Here is a 19,187-nt window from a genome sequence, read left to right on the forward strand (position 1 = left end):
GAGGTCACGTCCAGACCTCGCCGCTGACCGCTCTCTTGTAGACCGCCAGGTACTGGCGGGCGATGGTGTGGTGGCCCCATCGGTCCACCGCTGTTTCGCGCACGACCTGGGCCGTGGGCAGCGAGGCCAGCACCCCCTTCGCGTCGCCGGGTGTGATCTCCCGCCCGATCGGCAGCACCGTTCCGACACCGGGGATGATCTCCGGCAGGCATCCGTTGTCCGTGGCGATCACCGGGGTGCCGCTGGCGGCGGCCTCCGAGACCACGGTGGCGCCGGGCTCGATCCATCGTCCGCCGAACGGTCCTCCCCACGGCTGGGACAGCACGAGTTGCGCTCGGGCGCGTGCGATCAGTCGGGTACGGGCGCTGCCGCCGACCTCGCCCACATAGCGGACGGTGTGCGGGAAGTCGGCCAGCAGCGCGTCCAGGTAGTCCTTCTCCCAGGCCGGTCCGGCGACCGTCAGCGGCACGCCGGCGGCGTGCGCGAACGCCGCTGCCTCGCGCACGCCCTTGTGCGCGGAGACCCGGCCCAGGAAGAGGAGATAGTCGTCCTTCGCCTCCTGGAACTGACAGCGCGCGGGGTTGACCGGTAGCCGGATCACCGGGGCGGAGACGGACCCTGCGGCAGTGCGTTGCGCGCGGGAGAGGTAGATGCCGTTGGTCTGGAGCTCCGGCACGCTGTTGAGGTGGTGTGTGCTCACCGTGGGTCTGTGGTTGTTGGCTGGCAGTGCGGCGGTGTTCGAGTGGTCGTGGACGATGTCCGGGCCGAAGGCTTCGATGGCGGCGTGGATCTCGGCCGTCTCCACTGCGTCGGACACCGTGACGCCCTCCTGGACCGGGCTTCCTGGAGCTCCGAGGAGGAGGATCTCGCACCCGGCCTCCAGCAGTCCGTCCATGAGCGTGGCGACGACCCACTGGATGCCGCCGTAGCCTTGGGGCGGCACAGTGATCCACTGGCTGGGGTCGGCACCGTACCGGTACGGCGGAATGACCATGGCTACCTTCATCGGTCGCTCCTGGTCTCGGCGTCGGCGGCGCTGGTCCGGCTCCGTGTGATGGCCTCCCGGCACACTCCGAGAAGCACGCTGGCGGTGTAGAGCAGGGCGAGGGCGGCCCGCACCGGACGGGTGCCGTCTCCCGAGCGGTTGCGGCTCCATTCCTTGCCCACGCCTCGCCGCGCGTCGTTACGCCGTGCTTCGCTGCGGCCCTGCCAGAAGGCACGGCGTAGCAGGTAGGACAGGGTCAGCCGATGGGCGGGGATGAGGTGTTGCACCTCTGCGTCGTGCAGGATCGTCGCGATGGCACCGCGCGCGGTCATCTCCCGAACGAAGGTGGTGTCCTCGGCGGAGATGAGGGAGCCGCCGATCCGGCCGAGGCGCTCGTCGAAGCCGACTCCCAGCAAGCGGGCGTGCTCGACGTCGATGGCGAAACTGCCGCCCCAGATCGACGCTGGCTGGGCCGGCGCGTGGGAGCCGAGGTAATGCAGTTGTCCCGAGGTGAGGAACCACGGGCGGCGGCTCCCTTGAAGGTGGGCGGTGATCCTCGTCCCCGTGACGTGTGCGCCGGCGGTCAGAGCCCCGCGTATCCGAGTCATCGCCTCGGTCGTGGGGACGATGTCGTCGTCGAGGAAGACGACGTGCTGCGTCGTGGCCTCCTTCATGGCCTTGTTGCGGCTGTGGGCGAGCCCCTGGTTCCCCTCGTTACAGATGACGCGCATGCGGGACGGAGGCGGCGAGGCGTCTGTGGGCAGCGTGGGCAGGTGCTGGGCGGGCATGTCCGCGATGACCAGGAGGCGGTCTTTGGGGCCCATGGTTGCGGCCGTGCGGGTGACAGCTGCTGGCAGGCTGTCGGGGCGGTTGCTGCAGATGACGATGGTGAGAGGTAAGTCGGCGCCGAGGGTCATGGGCGCGCCTCCTGGCGGGGGCGTGGGCTGCGCTCTTGGTGGCTGATGGTCCGCAGCACATCGGCCAGGTCTCCGAGGGCGGCGATGGCCCAGTGCCTCGTGCTTCCCTCGGTTGTGTGGACGCGTTGGATTTTCAGCTCTCGGTAGGCGGTCACGATCTCGGGAGCGACCCCAGCAGGCGCGCTCCAGCCGCTGTCGACGTGGACGATCGCTGCCGAGCAGCCGAGAGCGAGTGCCGGAGCGGCGTCGTGGTCGGGCCGGTCGCCGATGACCGTGGTGTGTTCGGGCTTCCAGCTCAGCCGGTCCATGGCCCACTTGAAGAGGCGGGGGTCGGGTTTGGCGTAGCCGACGAGGGAGTCGAGCGCGACGAGTTGGACTTGCTGCTCGATTCCGAGGGTGCGCAGGGCGGCGAGGCATTCCGGGGGCTGGTTGGCGACGATGCACACCTCGTACTCCTCGGCGAGGTGGCTGAGGGTGTCGACGGCTCCGGGAACGGGCTGGACCAACGAGGTCCAGCGTTCGCGGACGCCCTGCCAGCTCTTCGTGCCGTTGGGCGGGAACAGGCTGGGCGGGGGTGATCCGGGCGCGCGGCCCTGGTAGAAGTCGCGCATGGCCTGGAGGAAGGCGTCCATGGTGAAGGTGGGATCGTCCGCGCGCGTGAGCTCCCAGACGCCCTGGAGCCAGGCGAGGTCGAAGGGCTCGTCGTAGTAGAGGACGCCGCCGACGTCGACGGCCAGGGTGCGGCCCGTCACGACGTGGCCGCCCGTCCGGCGGCCCAGGTGAACCACTCGGGCTTGTCCGCGGTGTCGTTCTCGATGCTGAGGGAGGTCACGGGTTCCACGGGGCCGTGCTCACGGGCCCAGGTCGCGGTGCGTCGCAGACCGTCGGTGAGCGGGGTATCGGTCCAGTCGCCGAGCGTTCTACGGGCGAGGCTGTTGTCGGTGTACGCGGCGTGGACCTCGTCGCGTGCCGCCAGGTGCTTGATGGGGTGGTCGGGTACGCCCATGGCGGTGCGCACGGCGTGCGCCATGTCCAGCACGGTGCTCGTGTGCGAGGAGCCGACGTTGAAGACCTGGCCCCAGGCAGCCGGCTGGTCGGCCGCGGCGAGGAAGGTGCCGACGATGTCCGGGGCGTAGGTGAAGGCGCGGATCTGGCTGCCGTCTCCGTACACGCTGATCGGCTCGTCGCGCATGATCTGGTTGAGGAAGATGGCGACGGCGTTGCGGTACGGGTCGCCCATGTTCTGCCGCTCGCCGTAGACGTTGTGCATGCGCAGGGCGAAGTACGGCAGACCCTGAAGCTGCATGGTGACGGCGAGTTCGCGCTCCACGGTGAGTTTCGCGTTGCCGTAGCTGTCGGCGGGGACGGGCCGCTCGTCCTCGCGCATGGGGACGTGTCCGTGGCCGTACACGGCGACCGACGAGGCGAAGCCGAAGAACCTGACCTTGGCGGCCAGCGAGGCGTTGATCAGGTTGATGCTGCCGAGCAGGTTGACGGAGTAGTTGTGGTGCTTGACGGCGTGACTGATGCCTTCGGCGGCGAAGGCGGCCAGGTGGTAGACACCGTCGAAGCGGTACGAGGCGAAGAGTTCGGCGACCGTGGCCTGGTCGGCGACCGAGCCGACGGCGAGGGTCGCGCCGTCGGGCACGTTCTCGGTCTTGCCGCCGTCGAGGTTGTCCAGGATGACGACGTCGTCGCCGCGCTCGATCAAGGACGCGGCAAGGTGGGACCCGATGAAGCCGGCGCCGCCGGTCACCAGATGTGTGGGCATGGTGTGTCTCCCTTGGCGTGAGTGGGTTCCGCTGCGGCCCTGGACTGGGCCGCAGCGGGTCGTGCGCGATGCGGTGCGGGCAGGCGGACCGCCTATGCGACTGGTGGTTCAGGCGCCGAGGAGCTTGTTGATCTGAGCGAAGTCGCTGCGGGCGCGGTCTGTGATCAGCGGGAGCCGCTGACGCAGGGTGGTGCGCAGCGCGGTCGCGTCGGTGTCGTTGACGAGCCGGTCGGTGACGGTGGCGTCCTGGGCGAAGGCGCGGACGTCCGCGTGGATGCCGTCGATGTCGACCGTGGGGCCATAGGTTTCGGCGAGCACCCCGTTGAACTTGTGCGAGTGGCCGATCGCGATGGCCGGGGCGCCGCCGGACAGTGCGCCGATCGCGGCGTGCAGGCGCTCGGAGATGACGAGTTCGGCCTGTGACAGCACGCCCCTGTAGTCGGATGCCGTCAGCGCGCCGGGCAGCGCCATGACCTCGGGCAGGCCGGCGACTTCGGCGATACGGGTGGCGAGGATGCGGTCGTCGTTGTGCGGGCGGGAGTCGTGACAGTGCGGGACGAGGACGACCGGCATCTTCCGGGTGCGGACGAGGGAGGTGGCGAGTCGCGTTAGTGCTGCCGCGTGCTGGGACTCCTCCAGGGTGCTGAAGCGGGTGATGCCCTGGCTGGGGGCGAGGCAGAGGTATGGGTCTTCGGGGGCGAGTCCCAGCGGCCTGAGCACGGCCGCTATTCGCTCGCTGGCGGCTGTCGGCAGCAGGAAGGCGGGGTCGGAGGACAGTCGCACACGATGTTCGGGAAGGCCGAGCTTGCCCACGAGGTAGTCGAGGGAGACGCTCTCCCGGACGGTGAGGAGATCGCACCGGGTGGCGACCGTGAGCCATGCCTCGGCATCGGCCGGGTCGTTGAAGGGGCCGACGGACTGGCCGATCATGACCGTTGGGATGTCCCGCTGTTGCGCGGCTGTGAGGGTGCGGAGGTACGGCGTGGAGACGCCGTAGTCCGAGGTGTGCAGGTCGCCCCCGGTGGCGATGACCAGATCTGTTTCGGCGAGGAGCTGTTCGCGGCGTTCGGCCAGTTCGGCGAGGCTCTCCGGGGGGCGCATCTGCTGCCAGGAGCGGGAGACGACGAACGGGTCGGCCACGCAACGGGGGCCGACGGGGGCCAGGGATTCCGCGTCGAGCACCGGGGTCTGGGTGAGGACGGTGACGTTGTCGCCTCCCCCGGGGCCTTCGGTGTTCAGCTGCTCGATGATGGAGCGGGCCAGGGCCTCGACGCCGCGGCTCTCACAGCTGGTGATGCCGGTGATCAGGACGTTGGACACAGCAGACCTCTCAGGGATCATCGGGTGAACCGGATGAGTTCCGCCAGAACTGCGCGGTAGTTGAAGCGTTCGTGTACTCGGCGCTGGATGGTCGCCAGCCGCTCGCGGTACCGGATCGGCTCACGGACCATCCGGGCGAGGCTGTCGGCCGGATCGCCGTCGAGCAGGAACATCTCCACGTCGTCGCCGTAGAGCGAGGACAGGTAGCCCAGATCCGGCCCGAGCGCGGGGATGCTGCCCGAGGCCAGGGTCTCGAACATGCGGGGGGTCAGCAGCTCCATCCGCGCGAGCAGCGGACGGGCCAGCACCGGCGTGATCGCCGCCTGGGACATGGTGGAGACCACGTGCCCGAACGGAACGGGTGGCGCCACCTCGACACGGTGATCCCGCATCCAGCCGGACACGTTGGTAGTGGCCGTCTGGTGGTCGGAGTGCGGAGCGCCGGTCCACCAGCGTCCGCACACGCGGATGCGTTGGATCGGCGGCTGGGCGGCGGCTGCGGCCCGGATGAGGCTGGTCATCTCGTTCCAGCGCCACCAGTTCGCGCCGACGTACTGCAGCTCGTACGGCAGTGCCCGCGGGGGCGGGAGGTCGCTGGCGAGCCGGTGGATGTCCGGCATTCCGAAGTAGCTGAAGAACTCGGCCCCGTCGGGAAGTTCATTCATGCGCGGCTGCAGGATCAGATCGCTGAGGTCGGCATACAGCTTGTGCCAGGACTCGATGGTTTCCGCACCCGCGTTGTCGTCCGCGCCGGCGGTGACGTACGGGCCCCAGTGGCCGTCGGGATCGACGATGATGCGCCGCTGCCGCGGCACGGCCTCGCAGAGTTCCCGCTGCTGGGTCGAGAGGAACTGCCTGCTCTCGAAGACGAGGACCAGGTGGGTGGCCCAGCTGATGTCGTCCACGAGCGGCAGGTGGCCGTTCACCGTGCCGTCCAAGCGCGATAGTTGGCTTGAGACGCCGACCTCGCATCCGGATGCCGAGGCGACCCGGGCGTACTCGGCGATCATGTGGCTGGAGCCCGCGTTCCAGTGGAAGACGCCGGCGAACAGAATCCGGGGTCTGGTCATCGCTCGCTCCTTGCCCACAGTCGCGCACGACTGCCCGTCGGCGAGCCGAGCCGACGGTGGGCACGTCGCCGGGCCCGGATCAGAGGTGCGCGGCGCACGAGCCAGCACACGGCTTTCGCGGTTTCCCAGGTCCCACGCCACCAGGTGGTCACTCCGCCCACGCCACGTCCGCGCAGATCGTCCCTCAGCCACCGGGTCGCCAGTCGCAGCATGGGCAGCGGGCGCCAGTCGATGTCGGTGAGGAGGTAGTAGTAGCGGTTGCGGCGCATCTGGATGCGCCGGTAGCTGCTGCCAGCCGTACCTCCACCGCCGAAGTGCTGTATGCCGACGTCCAGCAGGAGCGCGACGCGCCATCCGGCCCAGCGGACGCGGCGGCACAGGTCGGTCTCCTCGTAGTACGTGTGGAAGACCTCGTCGAGGAGTCCGACGGTGCGCAGCAGCGCGGCACGTACGAAGAATGCGGAGCCCTGGACGTACGCGTGCTCCAGGGTGTTCGGGGCTCGGCCTTCGGGTGGGCTGGCCGGCGAGGGGTGGTTCGGCCAGTCGCCGACGAAGGCGTGCTGCTCGCCCCAGCGCAGAGCGGACTTCGACCAGTCGTTGTACGCGCCCAGAGCGGTGCTGCCCGTCTCGTCGTACTCGTACTGCATGGGGCCGACCACGCCGTAGTCGGTCCAGGTCTCCATGAACTCGGCCAGGTCGCGCACCAGCGACTTCGGGGTCTGGGTGTCCGGATTGACGAGGAAGACGTAGTCGGCGCCGTCGGCGAGGGCCGCGCGCATCCCGATGTTGTTGGCGCGGGCGAAGCCGACGTTGCTCTCGTTCTGGATGACCCGCACCTCGGGAAAACGGTCCTTGACGAAGGCCGTGCTGCCGTCGTGGGAGTCGTTGTCGACGTACCAGACCGTCAGGTCGATCCTGAGGACGTCGCTGTCCAGGAGGGTGGCGAAGCAAGGCTCCAGCCAGCGGATCTCGTTGGTGCCCACCGTGATGGTGGCCACCCGCACTCTGGGACTCTCGGCCGTGGGCTTGGGGGTGGTCACGGCAGCTCCTGGTCGGCGGGGGCGAATTCGATGACGATGCTGCGGCGGATCCTCGGGGAGGTGTTGCGGCGCGAGGCGTGGGCGATGCGGACGTCGTGTACGGCGATGTCACCGGCCGAGAGCGGGAGGGCGCGGACCGGGCCCCGCGCCTGGAGCGCCTCGGCCTCTTCCGCGTCGGGCGTCAGGTGGGAGCCAGGAACGAATTCGAGGCATCCGTTGCCTACGTCGGAGTCGTCGAGGAAGACGCTGAGGTTGCACACGGTGTGCGGAGGAACATTGGTCCGGTCTCGGTGCCAGGGCACGGGGGCGGCCACTCCCGGCAGTTTGACGATCATTGCGCAGGCGGTGGCGCGTACGGGCCCGCCGAGGATGGCGACGGCCATCGGGTGCAGCGGGCCGTCGTCGGCGTAGAGGCGTGTCGCCGCCGGGGAGCCTTGGTTCTCCAGGTTGTGGATGCGGTAGAGAACGGGCGCGTCCGTGCCTGCGGGTGTGAAGTGCCAGTAGTCGTCTGAGCGGAACCCGTCCTGGGTGAAGCGCCGGATCAGGGCATCAGCCTCCGTGCGGAGGGCTTCGAGGGACTCTCCCGCGATCTTCTGGGATAAGACCGCGTAGCCGTCCGCGCGGAAGTCCTGGAGAAACCCGTCGCTGAGTTGCTGCCTGTGCGACAGGGCCTCGGCGGATTCCGTCTTTCGCGGTGCGTGTCGTGTCATCGTTCCCTCGCTGCGGTGCCGTTGAGCTGCGCGGTGAACCAGTCGATGGTGGTGCTCAGGCCCTTGCGGGGATCGGTCTCCGGCTTCCAGCCGAACTGCTCCCAGGCGAGGGCGATGTCGGGTCTGCGGCGCTCCGGGTCGTCGACCGGGCGGTCGACGAACTCGACGGGCGCGGCGGAGCCAGTCAGTTCACGCACCAGGTGTGCGAGTTCCAAGACCGTGGTCTCGGCGGGATTGCCCAGGTTGACGGGGCCGGGGTGGCTGCCCGCGGCGACGGCGAGGATGCCCCGGACCGTGTCGCCGACGTAGCACATGGACCGCGTCTGCGAGCCGTCGCCGGTGACGGTCAGTGGCTCGCCCGCCAGCGCCTGGCGGATGAAGTTCGGTACCGCTCGCCCGTCCTCCGCGCGCATCCGTGGCCCGAACGTGTTGAAGATCCGCACGATCGCGGTGTCGACACCGTGCTCGGTGCGGTAGGCGGTGGTCGCCGCCTCCGCGAACCTCTTCGCCTCGTCGTACACGCTGCGGGGCCCCACCGGGTTGACGTTGCCCCAGTAGGACTCCCGCTGAGGGTGCTCCAGCGGGTCGCCGTACACCTCGGAGGTGGAGGCGAGTACGAAGCGGGCCTTCTTCTCTCTGGCCAACTCCAGGGCGCTGAAGGTTCCCAGGGAACCGGCCTGAAGCGTCTGGACCGGCAGACGCAGGTAGTCCTGCGGGGAGGCCGGCGAGGCGAGGTGGAGTACGAGATCGACTTCCCCGGGTATCGGGATCGGGTCGGTGACGTCGTGGACCATCAACTCGAACCGGTCGTCCAGCTGACGGTGCACGACGTTGTCCTTCGTGCCCGTAAGGAAGTTGTCCACGCACACCACCTCGACACCGCTGTCGAGCAGCAGATCGCACAGGTGTGAACCGACGAATCCACAGCCGCCGGTGACGACCACGCGGCGGAAGGGGGCCCGGTTCGAGTCCGAGCCGTGCCTCCGTAAAGAGGTACTCATAGCGCCTCATTCCTCACAATGTGAACGAAAGTTGGCATGGCTGTGCCACACAGCCGGTGTGGCAAGAAGTACGACGAGCTCAGCGGCGGTCGGCAGGGCCAGCGTGCAGCCGCAGTGCCCGGTGAGCGCGACCAGGAGCAGGCTCCGGTCGGATTTCGCCGTTGTCCCTCAGCGGGGTTCGGCGACAGCCTGGTCAATCACTTCGACGACGACATCGTCGTCGGCCTACCAGGCTTCACCCCGTCGCGCCGGAGTTCCCTGTGGTTCTATCGGCGTCGGCGACGAGTTCGGCCTGTGACCGGGCCGTCGTCCTTGACGGCGTCTGGGCCCGGCCAGCCGCTGAAGCAGCGGTGGACGCTGCGGCGTGCCACGCTGGCAGCGACCGGTTCGGCAGCCAGAGAGCACCGGAGCCGAGGTGTCCTTGTGGACTGCCTGGTGTTGAGCGTCAAGGTCATCATCTGGCCCTTGCCAGACGTGGTCCCTTGCCTACGCACGGCTTCACCTCCATGGGGAGCCACCGCGAGATGCGGAGCACGCGCGGTTGGCCCGCACTCCACAATGACGGTGAACAGCCCTCCTGCTTATGAGTGTTTATGAGCGTGCTGTCGTCGCCCCGTCCGACAGGCGTTCGCGCATGCGGACCGTGCTCCTGGCCCCGGGGCGAGGTTCCTCATGTACGTGATGGCCTCCGCGGAGCGGCCGGTGCAGGTGAATCCGGACTTGATCAGCACCCGCCCGGAAGCGTTGTTGTCGGGGTGGTGCTTGGCGTCAACGGAGGCCAGGCCGAGCGTGGTGGAGGCGAAGTCGAGCACGAGCGCCACCGCCGTGGTGGCGTACCCGTGACCCCATGCGTTGTCTCGAAGGATGTAGCTGAGCGCCGCCGAGGTACGGGCGGGGCGTAGCTTGATCACGCCGACCAGGTCGTCAGCGTGATCGATGCCGAAGCAGTACAGCATCCGTGGCGTCGCACGACGTTCGGCGATGCGATCGGTCACCCAAGAGGTAGCGTTCTCAGCGGTCAGGGGCGCTCGCGGCAGGTACCTCACGGAAGCGGCGCTGTAGATGCGGCGGACAGCGGGTGCGTCGGTCAGGGTCACCTCGCGGAGCGAGATCACGGCTCAACCTTGAGCAGGAGCTCCGCCAGTTCGCTGGCCGTGGGCCTGTCCTCGGGTACGGCAGCGAGCGCGGGCCGGAGGGCGTCCTGGAGCTCGGGCCACACTGCGGGTGCGAAGGGCAGACGGCCAGTGGCGATCGCGTCTCGAACCCCGTCCGGGCCCGCGGCCTTCCGGTCGATACCCGCGGCCTTGTAGTCGAGTGGCCAGCTCCCCGAGGCGCACGTCCACAGGACACCGGCGAGGGCGTACGTGTCGCTGGCGCGCGTCGGTGTCACCGGACCGTCTCCGCGTGCGACGGCGGCAGCGAGTTCCGGTGCCATGAGATGCACGATGCCACCGCTGAAGCCGCTGACCGGCTCCTCGCCCTCGTGCCAGGACCAGGCGAAGTCGATCAGGCGGACGCCCGCCGGGGTGTGGATGCCGTGGGAAGGCTGGAGGTCGGCGTGGATCCATCCGGAGGCGTGCAGGTCGGCGACTGACCGGCACAGGTCAGCGCCACCTCGGAGAGCGGCCTCACGCCCGCCTGTGCCCTCGCGAGCGGGGGTGAAGACCGCCCAGGTGGAGGGGCCGGTGAACCAGGGCGTGACGAGCCACGAGCCGCCGTCGTACGAACCGGAGACCGCCTCGTATTCGGCAACGCCCATGGCCACCAGGGTGGTTGCCTCTCGCAGCGTGGCGGCCACATTGTCGTCGTATCCGATTTTCACCGCGACCGTGCCCTCGGGGCCGGCGGCCTTCCAGACCGCGGAGCCACGCCGGTTGGTCAGCTCCTTCAGGTCGACAGTGCCGCCGCAGGCGGCTTCCGCGGCTGCGAGGGCTTCGGGGGGACAGGGAGGGAACGCGACCATGCCTTTACCGCCTGCCAATCGTGTGAGATTCGCTCGAGGACATCGCTCCCATCGTCTACCGCGACCGAGAGGGCATCCGCGAGATCAGGGGTGTCCTTCAGAAACTGCGGGTCGCGGGCTCTCACGGCGGGGCGAACAGGGAGGAACGAACACGGGGGAGGCGGGATCGGGCGGCTTGATCTGTCGAGCCGCTGCTCGCCTCCCTGGAACTTCCCGAACATGACACCGACAGGGCCGTACAGGTTCTTCAGTGCCCAGTGCGGCCACGCCATCAACTCACGGTGTTCGACTCCTTGGACGTCCCCCAGGATGACGACGTTCTCACAGACGAGAGCGCCTCTTGGGCGAGCCGCGAGTGGACGAACCCACTCCGCGGCCTGCACTCCCGCATGGAACAGACCAGCTTCCACGGACTCGGGATCGCTGCTTGCGATCTCGTACACCGTCCAGGCCGTCAGACCGTGTCGAAGGGAAGGCGCGAGGTAGGGGCAGTGCGCGGACACACGGTCGAGGTAGCCCGTGATGTCCACGGTCCGCGGAGCCGTGGTACGTGGCTCGACCAGGCGGAGCGCCCTGGCACGGGACCAGGACGCTCCGGTCAGAGGGCCGGTCGTCATCCGGCCGCGAGTGCCGAGATCTTCGGTGCGACGTCGCCGCCGTCGCCCGGGATGGGGCTGCAGTCCCACTCCGCCCACACCTCGCCGGTCTCGCGGTAGCGCGCCATGGCCCGCTCGTCGAGCACCCCGTCCGCGCCGGTGAACCACACCTCGGGCAGCGGGCCGAACATCTCCACGTAGGCGTCGACCCAGGAGATCCGGCCGTAGCCGGTGTTCTCCACGTGGTTGATCAGCCGGCCGGCGCTCTGCGCGCAGAACTCCGCGTACTCGGGCTTGTCCAGGAGCTGGTGCCACTCGGCGTCGATGGCGGCCGAGAACATCTCGGGCGCGACCTGGCCAGCGTCGAACTGCCGAACCGAGACCTGGAAGAACTTGCCCAGCTCGGTCCTCTCGGGGGTCTGGACAGCGGTCACGCTGAACTCCTCTCGTCTGGCGGAAGCGGTCTTGGAACGAGTGCCGGGAATCCCTCGGGACTGTCCCAAGGCCGGTTGGCACCCGCCGTGCAGTTGATCGCGGAGACTCGGCGGGCCCCGCGCGGCTGCACCGACCGGTCAGGTCGGGGGCTCGGATGACCGGCATCTCGTGGTGGAGACCCTTCCAGTTCGCACACATCGTGAGCGGACAGGTTGTCCACAGGTTTCCGGAGCGAGGAGAGTTGACGGATCAGCATGTTGTGCTAGGGGCGGCAAACCAACTGCGCGGACTCGGAGCGCAGTTGAGGGGTCCGTTCAGGAACCCGAAGAGGGGCTTTCTAGGGACCGGCCACCTTGCCACCGAGCTTCCGCTGCCGTGTTTGGGTGATCGGCCGGCGCGGCAAAGTAGTCCTGTGAAACGTTCGGCAGCTGGGGGATACGCCTGATCACCTAGGGGTGAGACCGGGATGGCTCGCGGGGTGGAGCGGCACTGTTCGGTGTGCCGTGCGACGCTCAGCCGATTCAACGTAGGACCGCGGTGTGGGCCCTGCCAGAGGGGCGGTGTAGTACCCCGGGTCGGACGTGAGTTCTGGGTGGAACCCGCAGTCGTGGCGGCGATCCGTGCCTGGGATCTCGGTGTGGTCGTGCGGCTCTTCCGGCAACACACCGGCCTCTCACAGGCAGCGGTCGCCCGGCTCGTCAACATCGACCAAGCCGAAGTGAGCCGGCTGGAGCGCGGCCGGAAGAAGATCCGCGACCGTCGCCAGCTCGCACAGTGGAGCGAGGCCCTTGGAGTGCCTGACGGCCTCCTGGGACCGTTACCCGACGTCGACCGGCCGTCGTCGATGGCGGACAGCTTGGGCAACCACCTGACGCTTCCTGACGGACACGGGCAGCTCCTTCTGCCCGCCGGGCGGAACCTGCCGCCTACGGCGCTTCCCACGCTGACAGGGCCAGTCGCCTCCTTACAGGGCGACGCTCTGCTTCTCGCGTCGAGCGGGGAGGCCGAGGCATGGAGTCGGATGCTGCTCAGGGCCCTGCTCGCCGTGCACCACAGCGGAGACGGGACAGAGCGGTACTTCGTCACGGACGTGCGCGGGGGCGTCCGTGACGAAGCCGGAAGGCCCTTCGCCATTCCCATGGCCTACGAGTTCGACGACTTCACCTTGGGGATCCTCTGGGCTGCGGCAGGGTTCGACTCCGCCATCCTTGGCGACGACGCAGCACTTTACGGAGAACTGGACCTTCCATCACAGGACTTGTCAGGAGTAGGCCGTCAGTCGGTCACTCTTGATGGCCTCACCGACGGCTCCCAGATGCTCGTCGGCTCGCGGGCATGCGCCCGGTTCATCCTCGACCAGCGCGACCAGCTGGCCGGCGATCCGGTCTTCTGGACCCGCGAACAGCGAGGGGAGGAAGCCGCGACCTGGCTGCTCTTCGAGCACAAACACCGCTATCTTGAGTTGATGGCTCCCGCGCGAGCACACGACGGCGTTGGACGAGCCTTCTGCGTTCCCCACCAAGAGGTCGCCGCCTCGCCCATGTACGAGCGCGTGTTGCTGTTCCTCGCGATCGCGCTGATGGAGTCGTACGGCATCACGACCTGGGTGACCGATGAGACGGACCTCCAGCAAACAGAGGGCTTCGCGCTCGTTCCTGGTCACCGGGCCGCCATAGCGACCTGGGTACGCGCTGAATCCGCGCCCCAGACCGCTCTGACTTCCGGGGCCCGTTCCCTGCGGGCCTTCGCGGGCATCACGGGCCACGCGCGAGCACATAGCGTCACGATGGGATCGACCTCCGGGGAGCGCTTGGCGGCGACTTCGGACTACCTCGGCCTTGAGCGAGCTTGGTTGACTCACCGCTGCGGACAGCTTGCCGCTGTGGGAACCACCGGCCTCGCCAGGCCACGAAGCCGCCATCTCAGCCTTGATGCCTTGGACAGGGCCTGCGCGTACGTGGCGGCCGAGTTGCGGTCCGAGGCCGGTGACCCTGTGGGAGCGACCCGATAGCCTGCACGGAAAGATCTCTGAGGTCGAGATCCAACCAGGCTGCGTGGATCGGAAATTGGGGCTATGGCAGGCGTGACACGAACGGTGGCTGTCTACTCTCTCGGCGGCACCATCGCTATGACCACCGACCCGGCGACCGGAGGAGTCGTGCCGGCTCTCTCCGCCCACGACCTTCTGGCCGCTGTCCCTGGCCTGGATGGTCACGGCATTGAGCTGCGCGTGCACGACTTCCGCCGGGTGCCCGGTGCCTCGCTCACCTTCGACGACCTTACGGAGCTCGGCACGGAGATCGACAAGGTCCTCGACGGCGGCGATGTCGACGGGATCGTGATCACACAGGGCACCGACACTATTGAGGAGACGGCGTTCTTCCTCGACCTCCGCCATGGTCACAACCAGCCGGTCGTCGTTACCGGTGCCATGCGCAATCCCGCCATGGCCGGGCCTGACGGACCGGCCAACCTGTACGCGGCCGTTATCGCGGCAGCCGACCCGCAACTGCGTGGAGCCGGGGTGCTGGTCGTCCTGAATGACGAGATCCACGCGGCACGGCATGTCCGTAAGTCCCACACCACCAGCCCGGCCGCCTTTGCGTCACCCGGCGTCGGCCCCATCGGCCGGATCGCGGAGGACCGTGTACGGCTGGCTTCCCCGCCGCCCAAGCGATTCGATCCCCTGGCGCCGGCGGTCCGTGACGCACGCGTGGGCCTTTACACGGTCAGCCTCGGCGACGACGGCGCGCTGCTCGGAGCCTGGTCCGGCCAGTGCGACGGGCTCGTCGTCGCCGCCTTCGGCGTGGGACACGTCCCTCAGCGACTCGTCGAGAGCCTCGAACGGCTCGCCGTACGTGTTCCCGTGGTGCTCGCCTCGCGCATCGGCAACGGCCCGGTCCTGACCGGAACGTACGGTTTCCTCGGATCGGAGAAGGACTTGATCAACCGGGGGCTCATCCCGGCCGGCGACCTCGGTCCGTATCAGGCACGCCTCTTGCTCCAAGCGTTGCTCGCCCAGGACACGGATCGCGAGAGCATCGCTGAGAAGTTCGCCGCGTTCGCGCGCTGATCCTGCACGTCAGCCCTGCCCGAGAGGACCCGCATGCGTGCCCATGTACTGAACACCGGCCGGACATTCGGCGTCACCTTCGACCACGGCGAGGACTTCTTCGACGCGCTCTCCACGTTCTGCCGGGACCAAGGAGTGCGGCAGGGCTACATTCCCTCGTTCATCGGTGCGTTCGCCGAAGCCGAGATCGTCGGCGCCTGCGAGAAACTCGAAGACCCGGACGCCCCGGTCTGGGCCAAGACTTATGTCACCAACGTCGAAGCCTTCGGTGCTGGAACAATCGCCCACGATCCGGAGACGGGAGGCATCCTGCCGCACATCCACGTCTCCGCCGGGCTGAAGGCGCAGTCGGCCGACGGCCGTACCAGTCACCTCCTGAGCGCCAAGGTGCAGTTCCTCAGCGAACTCTTCATCGTCGAAGTGACCTCACCGGCCATGACCCGGCCTCGAAACCCTGAAATGTACGACGTGCCACTGCTCACATTCGGTGCTCCGGAGTAATGCCCTCGTGGTTCGACGGGGTCGTGATCGTGGACGGCGGCGAGCACGCACACGAACTCGCCGTGTTGTGCGCAGTGCGGAGTCCGCTGCCGTAGAGAGGCGTGGCGTACCGGCATCTACTCTCAGCCACTCTCGCCTCATTCCTCGCACGAGATAGCACCGGTGCCGTACTTCAGGAGAGAATGAGGCAACACGGTCAGGTAGTCCCGTCGAGCGAAGTGCGTGACCACTGTCCGTAACGGATGGGGCTCGTCGATCGCGGCAGTCGAAGAGAATCGCGGACAATCTGTCCGTAAGCAGTTGTTCCCCGGCTCTTGACTACCGAGCCGAAATAGTCCTCAAATCTGGACCATTTCGCCCCTACTTGCCGCGTTTATATGGGTTCCTCAAACCGTGCTGGGAGTCTCGGACTCGATACCAGGGGGCTTCGCCCCTTGGGCGCCCCGCTGCCAGCTCCGTTAACACTTGGTGACTTGGGGCGCGGGTTAGGGCGTTTTCCGTACCCTGATGCGAGTGCTCCATCGCGAAGGGACAGATCCACCGATGAGTGAAAACCTGACGCTGGGAGATCGTCTCCGTACAGCACGCAGGACACGGAAGCTGTCTGCCGCTCAACTGGCACAGAAGGTCGCAGTCTCCCCGAGCTATGTGCAGAAGTTGGAGTCCGGCGCGCGGAAGGCTTCACCGTCGCTGACGCTGGCACTCGCGAAGGCGCTGCGCTTCGGCCCCGAGGTCCTGACCGGCCAGCCCTACTACGGTGAGCCGGAAGCCGAAGACGGCGTCCACGCTGTCATCCCTGAACTGCGCCGGCTCCTGCTTTGCTACGACAGCCCCGACGACCTGGAGATCGCACCCCGCGCGCTTCCCGTGCTCGCCTCGGAAGTCGACCAGGTGGCGGCCCTGCGCCGCGACGCCCGCTACGCACCGATGGGCCCCCTGCTGCCGCCGATCATCACCGAGTTGACGCACGTAGCCCTCGGGGGCGGCAACGGCGACCAGAGCAAGGCGTTCTGGCACCTGGCGCGCGCCTATCGTGCCGTGAACTCCCTGGCCCACAAGATGGGCCACCACGACCTGTCGAACACGGCGCTGGAGCGCGTCCGGTGGGCGGCCGACCGCTCCGGCGACCCCCTGATGCAGTTCACGGCCGGTTACCTCGTCGCGGGAGCGATGCTCCGCCAGGGCGCGTACTCGCCGGCACGTCGCAAGCTCCTCGCGCTGCGGACCGAGCTGGAGCGGTTCCAGCCGGAACGCTCCTTCACGCAGGACGCGCTTGCCGTCGACGGTGCGCTGCTGCTGAAGCTGGCCGTTCTCGAAGCCCGTGAGAACAACTCCGATCGTGCCGACGCGTACCTGAGGGAGGCGGAGCAGGTCGCGGGCATGGCAGGCAACCGCGACTCTCTGGCGTACGAGATGTCGTTCGGACCGACGAACATCCGCATCCACGAGGTGCACGCGATGATCGACATGGGTGATACCGAGCAGGCTCTCGCTCGCCTCACTGAATGGTCTCCGGTTTCCGGCGGAGAGTGGGCGCCGCCCGCTACGACCGTCGGCGAGCGGTCGAGCCACCACTTCATCGACGTGGCCTCCGCGAAGCTTGCTGTGGGCGACCGGGCTGGTGCCTTCGCGGATCTCAAGCGTGCACGGAAGGTCGCGCCCAACCACACGCGGTTCCACCCGTCCGTGCGCGAGACGGCTGCGGCGCTGCTCAGGATGGACGCTCACCCTTCCAACGAACTGTCCGCATTCGGGAGTTGGACGGGACTTAGCACAACCTGAGGTTGTGTCAAGGGCTTTGGTGAGCGAACCCCACGGACAGTCTGTCCGCGCACAATAGCTTGCTGAATGGAATGGTCTCCTCACACGCAGTGGTGAGGAGGCTTTTTCCATGTCTGACGACAATCCCGCAACTCGCGCGCTCCCGCCGCGCTGGATGCCCATCGGCGAGGAGCCGGAGCTGTGCTCGGCAGGCGAGTGGTGGGATGCCGTACGCGCCGTGGAGGCTGTGGGCCGGCGCGCGATCGAGATCCTTGGCGAGGGTGACGAACCGGTCGGCCCGGTGATCCTGGACCACGAGGGTCCGGAGCCCCGGCTGTACTTCCTGGTTCCCGTGGGCACCGCGGCCCGCTGGGAGGAGCCGGGGACCGTTGCGCTGGGGCAGAAGTGTCACGTCGTCGTGCCGTCCGCCGAGAGCACGACGCCTCCGGGGATGCACTGGCACGTCTTCCCTCAAGGCCCGCGATCGCTGACCCGGCCCGATGCTCTGCGCCGCGCGCTGAGCCAGGCTCGCCGGGAGCGGCGCGGGCCTGCGGAGGAAGCAGCCTCCTGATGGCGCTGAGTATCTCCTTCGTCCTGTTGCTCGGCATCGTCGTGGTCGTTCTGATCCGCAGCAAGTCCGTGAAACCCGGACCCGCGGTCGTCTGCGGGCTCTTCGGGTTCTTCCTGGCGAGCACGTCCATGGCCCCGAGCATCAACCGGTTCGTGACCAGCATCGCGGACATGATCGGCCAGATTCGTCTCTAGGCCGTCCCACTCGGTGACCGAGTCGCCTCCTGCCTCCCGGCGGCGGTAGCACTCACCCACTTCGCGGCCCCATTCCCCCCAACTTGCCTGAGGCCCCCGATGACATCGACGTTCGATCCACAGAGCACGACGCCACCTCGCACAGTTCGAGCACACCCGGCGAGCAGCCTCGACCTCGCGTTCCGTCACCACCCCATCCGTGGCGAGGGACTCTGATGCGTCTCGTGTATCACCCTGCCGGCCACGACGACGACCTGGGCGTGGCGCTTATCGAGTTACAGGCGGGCCGCTGGAGAACGGCGCGGGAACTGCTGCTGGATACCGGTACGCATTGGGCACTGCGCACATCGCGCACTCAGCTGTTGGCGGTGGCCGCCGCCCGGTCGGATGTGGTCGGCTTGTGGCTCGAGGAAGAGCCCGACAGCTACGACGCGCAGCTGATGAGTGCTCGCGTTGCTGTCGAGCGGGCGTTGCGTGCGAACCGCCAACAGCATCGACAGACTCTGGAGTTCGAGATCAGGGCGCGGCGTGAGGCGCTGCTGGCAACTCGTCGCGCGCCGCATGATCCCGTGCCCTGGGTGTGTCTCCTGGCGCTGGCGCAGATCGACACACGGCAGCTGCGTCAGGAACATCGTATGAGGCCCGCCGAGCCGATGCTGCCCAGCGGTCCGTGGGGACTGCTGTACGAGGTCAACCAGCGTGATCCGTACAACCGCGAGGCATACCACCGCGTGCTGCAGTTCATGCTCGCCGTCGAGGGCCCGTGGGGCGCTTCCTTGGCCGCGGTCTTCGACTTCGGCCGGTCCGTGGCCTCGCAGCGGCCCGTCGGATCGCCGGTGCTGCTTCTGCCGGCGTACGCGCAGATCGAGCAGCGGCGGCAGTCGCGTGCTGATCCGCTGTGGCGGCGGCAGTGGGCGCAGGAGCCGACGCTCGACTGCACGCTGACCGCCTTTCATGACTGGTTCCGCAAGGCACCCGCCTGGCAGCGTTCGGTAACCGATCTGAACCTTCTCGCCTACACGTTGTGGGCGGGCCACCAGTACCTGGAGGCCGCCGAGGTCTTCGAGGCGATGGGCCCGTACGCAGCCCGTGAGCCGTGGGCGTCGGTCCACGACGGGGCCGCAGGACCAGACCCCGGCGAAGCGCTGCTCCTGCGAGCGCGTGCCGAGTCCTTCTCCTACGCCCGTGCCCGTAGGCCCCGTGCCGGGCCGCACCCGTGATCGGGATCTGCTGCCCACCACGCCCAACCAATTGGCATGAGCCTGTCCGTATTTCCCCA

19 protein-coding genes are annotated in these 19,187 nt (G+C 68.1%); 7 read left to right on the forward strand and 12 right to left on the reverse strand.

The window, feature by feature from the left end:
* Positions 1-4: 4 nt before the first annotated feature.
* The 12 genes from ACFSL4_RS18530 to ACFSL4_RS18585 all read right to left on the reverse strand — a co-directional run bounded on the left by ACFSL4_RS18530 (position 5) and on the right by ACFSL4_RS18585 (position 11,807).
* Positions 5-1,006 carry a glycosyltransferase gene (locus ACFSL4_RS18530; protein ID WP_381083946.1) on the reverse strand — a complete coding sequence of 334 codons (1,002 nt, stop codon included), beginning with the start codon at positions 1,004-1,006 and terminating at the stop codon, positions 5-7.
* The gene (locus tag ACFSL4_RS18535; protein ID WP_381083948.1) at positions 1,003-1,902 is read right to left on the reverse strand and encodes a glycosyltransferase family 2 protein; all 900 of its coding nucleotides are present in this window, start codon (positions 1,900-1,902) and stop codon (positions 1,003-1,005) included. Before ACFSL4_RS18535 ends, ACFSL4_RS18530 begins: the two co-directional genes overlap by 4 nt.
* Positions 1,899-2,654: an HAD family hydrolase gene (locus ACFSL4_RS18540; protein ID WP_381083950.1), complete on the reverse strand. Its 756-nt coding sequence runs from the start codon at positions 2,652-2,654 to the stop codon at positions 1,899-1,901. Before ACFSL4_RS18540 ends, ACFSL4_RS18535 begins: the two co-directional genes overlap by 4 nt.
* Positions 2,651-3,673: an NAD-dependent epimerase/dehydratase family protein gene (locus tag ACFSL4_RS18545; protein WP_381083952.1), complete on the reverse strand. Its 1,023-nt coding sequence runs from the start codon at positions 3,671-3,673 to the stop codon at positions 2,651-2,653. Before ACFSL4_RS18545 ends, ACFSL4_RS18540 begins: the two co-directional genes overlap by 4 nt.
* 108 nt (positions 3,674-3,781) lie before the next feature.
* Positions 3,782-5,014, reverse strand: coding sequence for a polysaccharide pyruvyl transferase family protein (locus ACFSL4_RS18550; RefSeq protein ID WP_381083954.1), 1,233 nt, complete (start codon positions 5,012-5,014; stop codon positions 3,782-3,784).
* A complete protein-coding gene (locus tag ACFSL4_RS18555) occupies positions 5,011-6,063 on the reverse strand; it encodes a glycosyltransferase (RefSeq protein ID WP_381083956.1) in 1,053 nt (350 codons plus the stop codon). Before ACFSL4_RS18555 ends, ACFSL4_RS18550 begins: the two co-directional genes overlap by 4 nt.
* Positions 6,060-7,103: a glycosyltransferase family 2 protein gene (locus ACFSL4_RS18560; protein WP_381083958.1), complete on the reverse strand. Its 1,044-nt coding sequence runs from the start codon at positions 7,101-7,103 to the stop codon at positions 6,060-6,062. The genes ACFSL4_RS18555 and ACFSL4_RS18560 overlap by 4 nt, the downstream gene beginning before the upstream one ends.
* Positions 7,100-7,813 (reverse strand): phytanoyl-CoA dioxygenase family protein, encoded by a 714-nt coding sequence (locus tag ACFSL4_RS18565; protein ID WP_381083960.1) that lies wholly within the window; start codon positions 7,811-7,813, stop codon positions 7,100-7,102. Before ACFSL4_RS18565 ends, ACFSL4_RS18560 begins: the two co-directional genes overlap by 4 nt.
* The gene (locus tag ACFSL4_RS18570; protein ID WP_381083962.1) at positions 7,810-8,814 is read right to left on the reverse strand and encodes a UDP-glucuronic acid decarboxylase family protein; all 1,005 of its coding nucleotides are present in this window, start codon (positions 8,812-8,814) and stop codon (positions 7,810-7,812) included. Before ACFSL4_RS18570 ends, ACFSL4_RS18565 begins: the two co-directional genes overlap by 4 nt.
* Before the next feature lie 581 nt (positions 8,815-9,395).
* Complete coding sequence (locus ACFSL4_RS18575; RefSeq protein WP_381083964.1) at positions 9,396-9,929, reverse strand: GNAT family N-acetyltransferase; 534 nt, start codon at positions 9,927-9,929, stop codon at positions 9,396-9,398.
* On the reverse strand, positions 9,926-10,777 hold the full coding sequence (locus ACFSL4_RS18580) for a protein kinase family protein (protein WP_381083966.1): 852 nt from the start codon (positions 10,775-10,777) through the stop codon (positions 9,926-9,928). The genes ACFSL4_RS18575 and ACFSL4_RS18580 overlap by 4 nt, the downstream gene beginning before the upstream one ends.
* Before the next feature lie 613 nt (positions 10,778-11,390).
* On the reverse strand, positions 11,391-11,807 hold the full coding sequence (locus tag ACFSL4_RS18585; RefSeq protein ID WP_145869522.1) for a hypothetical protein: 417 nt from the start codon (positions 11,805-11,807) through the stop codon (positions 11,391-11,393).
* 608 nt (positions 11,808-12,415) lie between these two features.
* Here ACFSL4_RS18585 and ACFSL4_RS18590 point away from each other — a divergent pair.
* From ACFSL4_RS18590 to ACFSL4_RS18620, 7 genes are all read left to right on the forward strand, one after another.
* Positions 12,416-13,819, forward strand: a complete 1,404-nt coding sequence (locus tag ACFSL4_RS18590) for a helix-turn-helix domain-containing protein (protein WP_381083968.1) — start codon at positions 12,416-12,418, stop codon at positions 13,817-13,819.
* A 63-nt stretch (positions 13,820-13,882) separates the two neighbouring features.
* Positions 13,883-14,881: an asparaginase gene (locus ACFSL4_RS18595; protein WP_381083970.1), complete on the forward strand. Its 999-nt coding sequence runs from the start codon at positions 13,883-13,885 to the stop codon at positions 14,879-14,881.
* Positions 14,882-14,914: 33 nt separating this feature from the next.
* Positions 14,915-15,382: a PPC domain-containing DNA-binding protein gene (locus ACFSL4_RS18600; protein ID WP_381083972.1), complete on the forward strand. Its 468-nt coding sequence runs from the start codon at positions 14,915-14,917 to the stop codon at positions 15,380-15,382.
* A gap of 543 nt (positions 15,383-15,925) precedes the next feature.
* Complete coding sequence (locus ACFSL4_RS18605; RefSeq protein ID WP_381083974.1) at positions 15,926-17,164, forward strand: helix-turn-helix domain-containing protein; 1,239 nt, start codon at positions 15,926-15,928, stop codon at positions 17,162-17,164.
* Positions 17,165-17,273: 109 nt separating this feature from the next.
* The gene (locus ACFSL4_RS18610; RefSeq protein WP_381083976.1) at positions 17,274-17,714 is read left to right on the forward strand and encodes a hypothetical protein; all 441 of its coding nucleotides are present in this window, start codon (positions 17,274-17,276) and stop codon (positions 17,712-17,714) included.
* Positions 17,714-17,908, forward strand: a complete 195-nt coding sequence (locus tag ACFSL4_RS18615; protein WP_381083978.1) for a hypothetical protein — start codon at positions 17,714-17,716, stop codon at positions 17,906-17,908. The genes ACFSL4_RS18610 and ACFSL4_RS18615 overlap by 1 nt, the downstream gene beginning before the upstream one ends.
* 215 nt (positions 17,909-18,123) lie before the next feature.
* Complete coding sequence (locus ACFSL4_RS18620) at positions 18,124-19,128, forward strand: hypothetical protein (protein ID WP_381083980.1); 1,005 nt, start codon at positions 18,124-18,126, stop codon at positions 19,126-19,128.
* The last annotated feature ends 59 nt before the right edge of the window (positions 19,129-19,187 follow it).

The organism is Streptomyces caeni (assembly GCF_042678285.1).
Taxonomy (GTDB): domain Bacteria; phylum Actinomycetota; class Actinomycetes; order Streptomycetales; family Streptomycetaceae; genus Streptomyces; species Streptomyces caeni.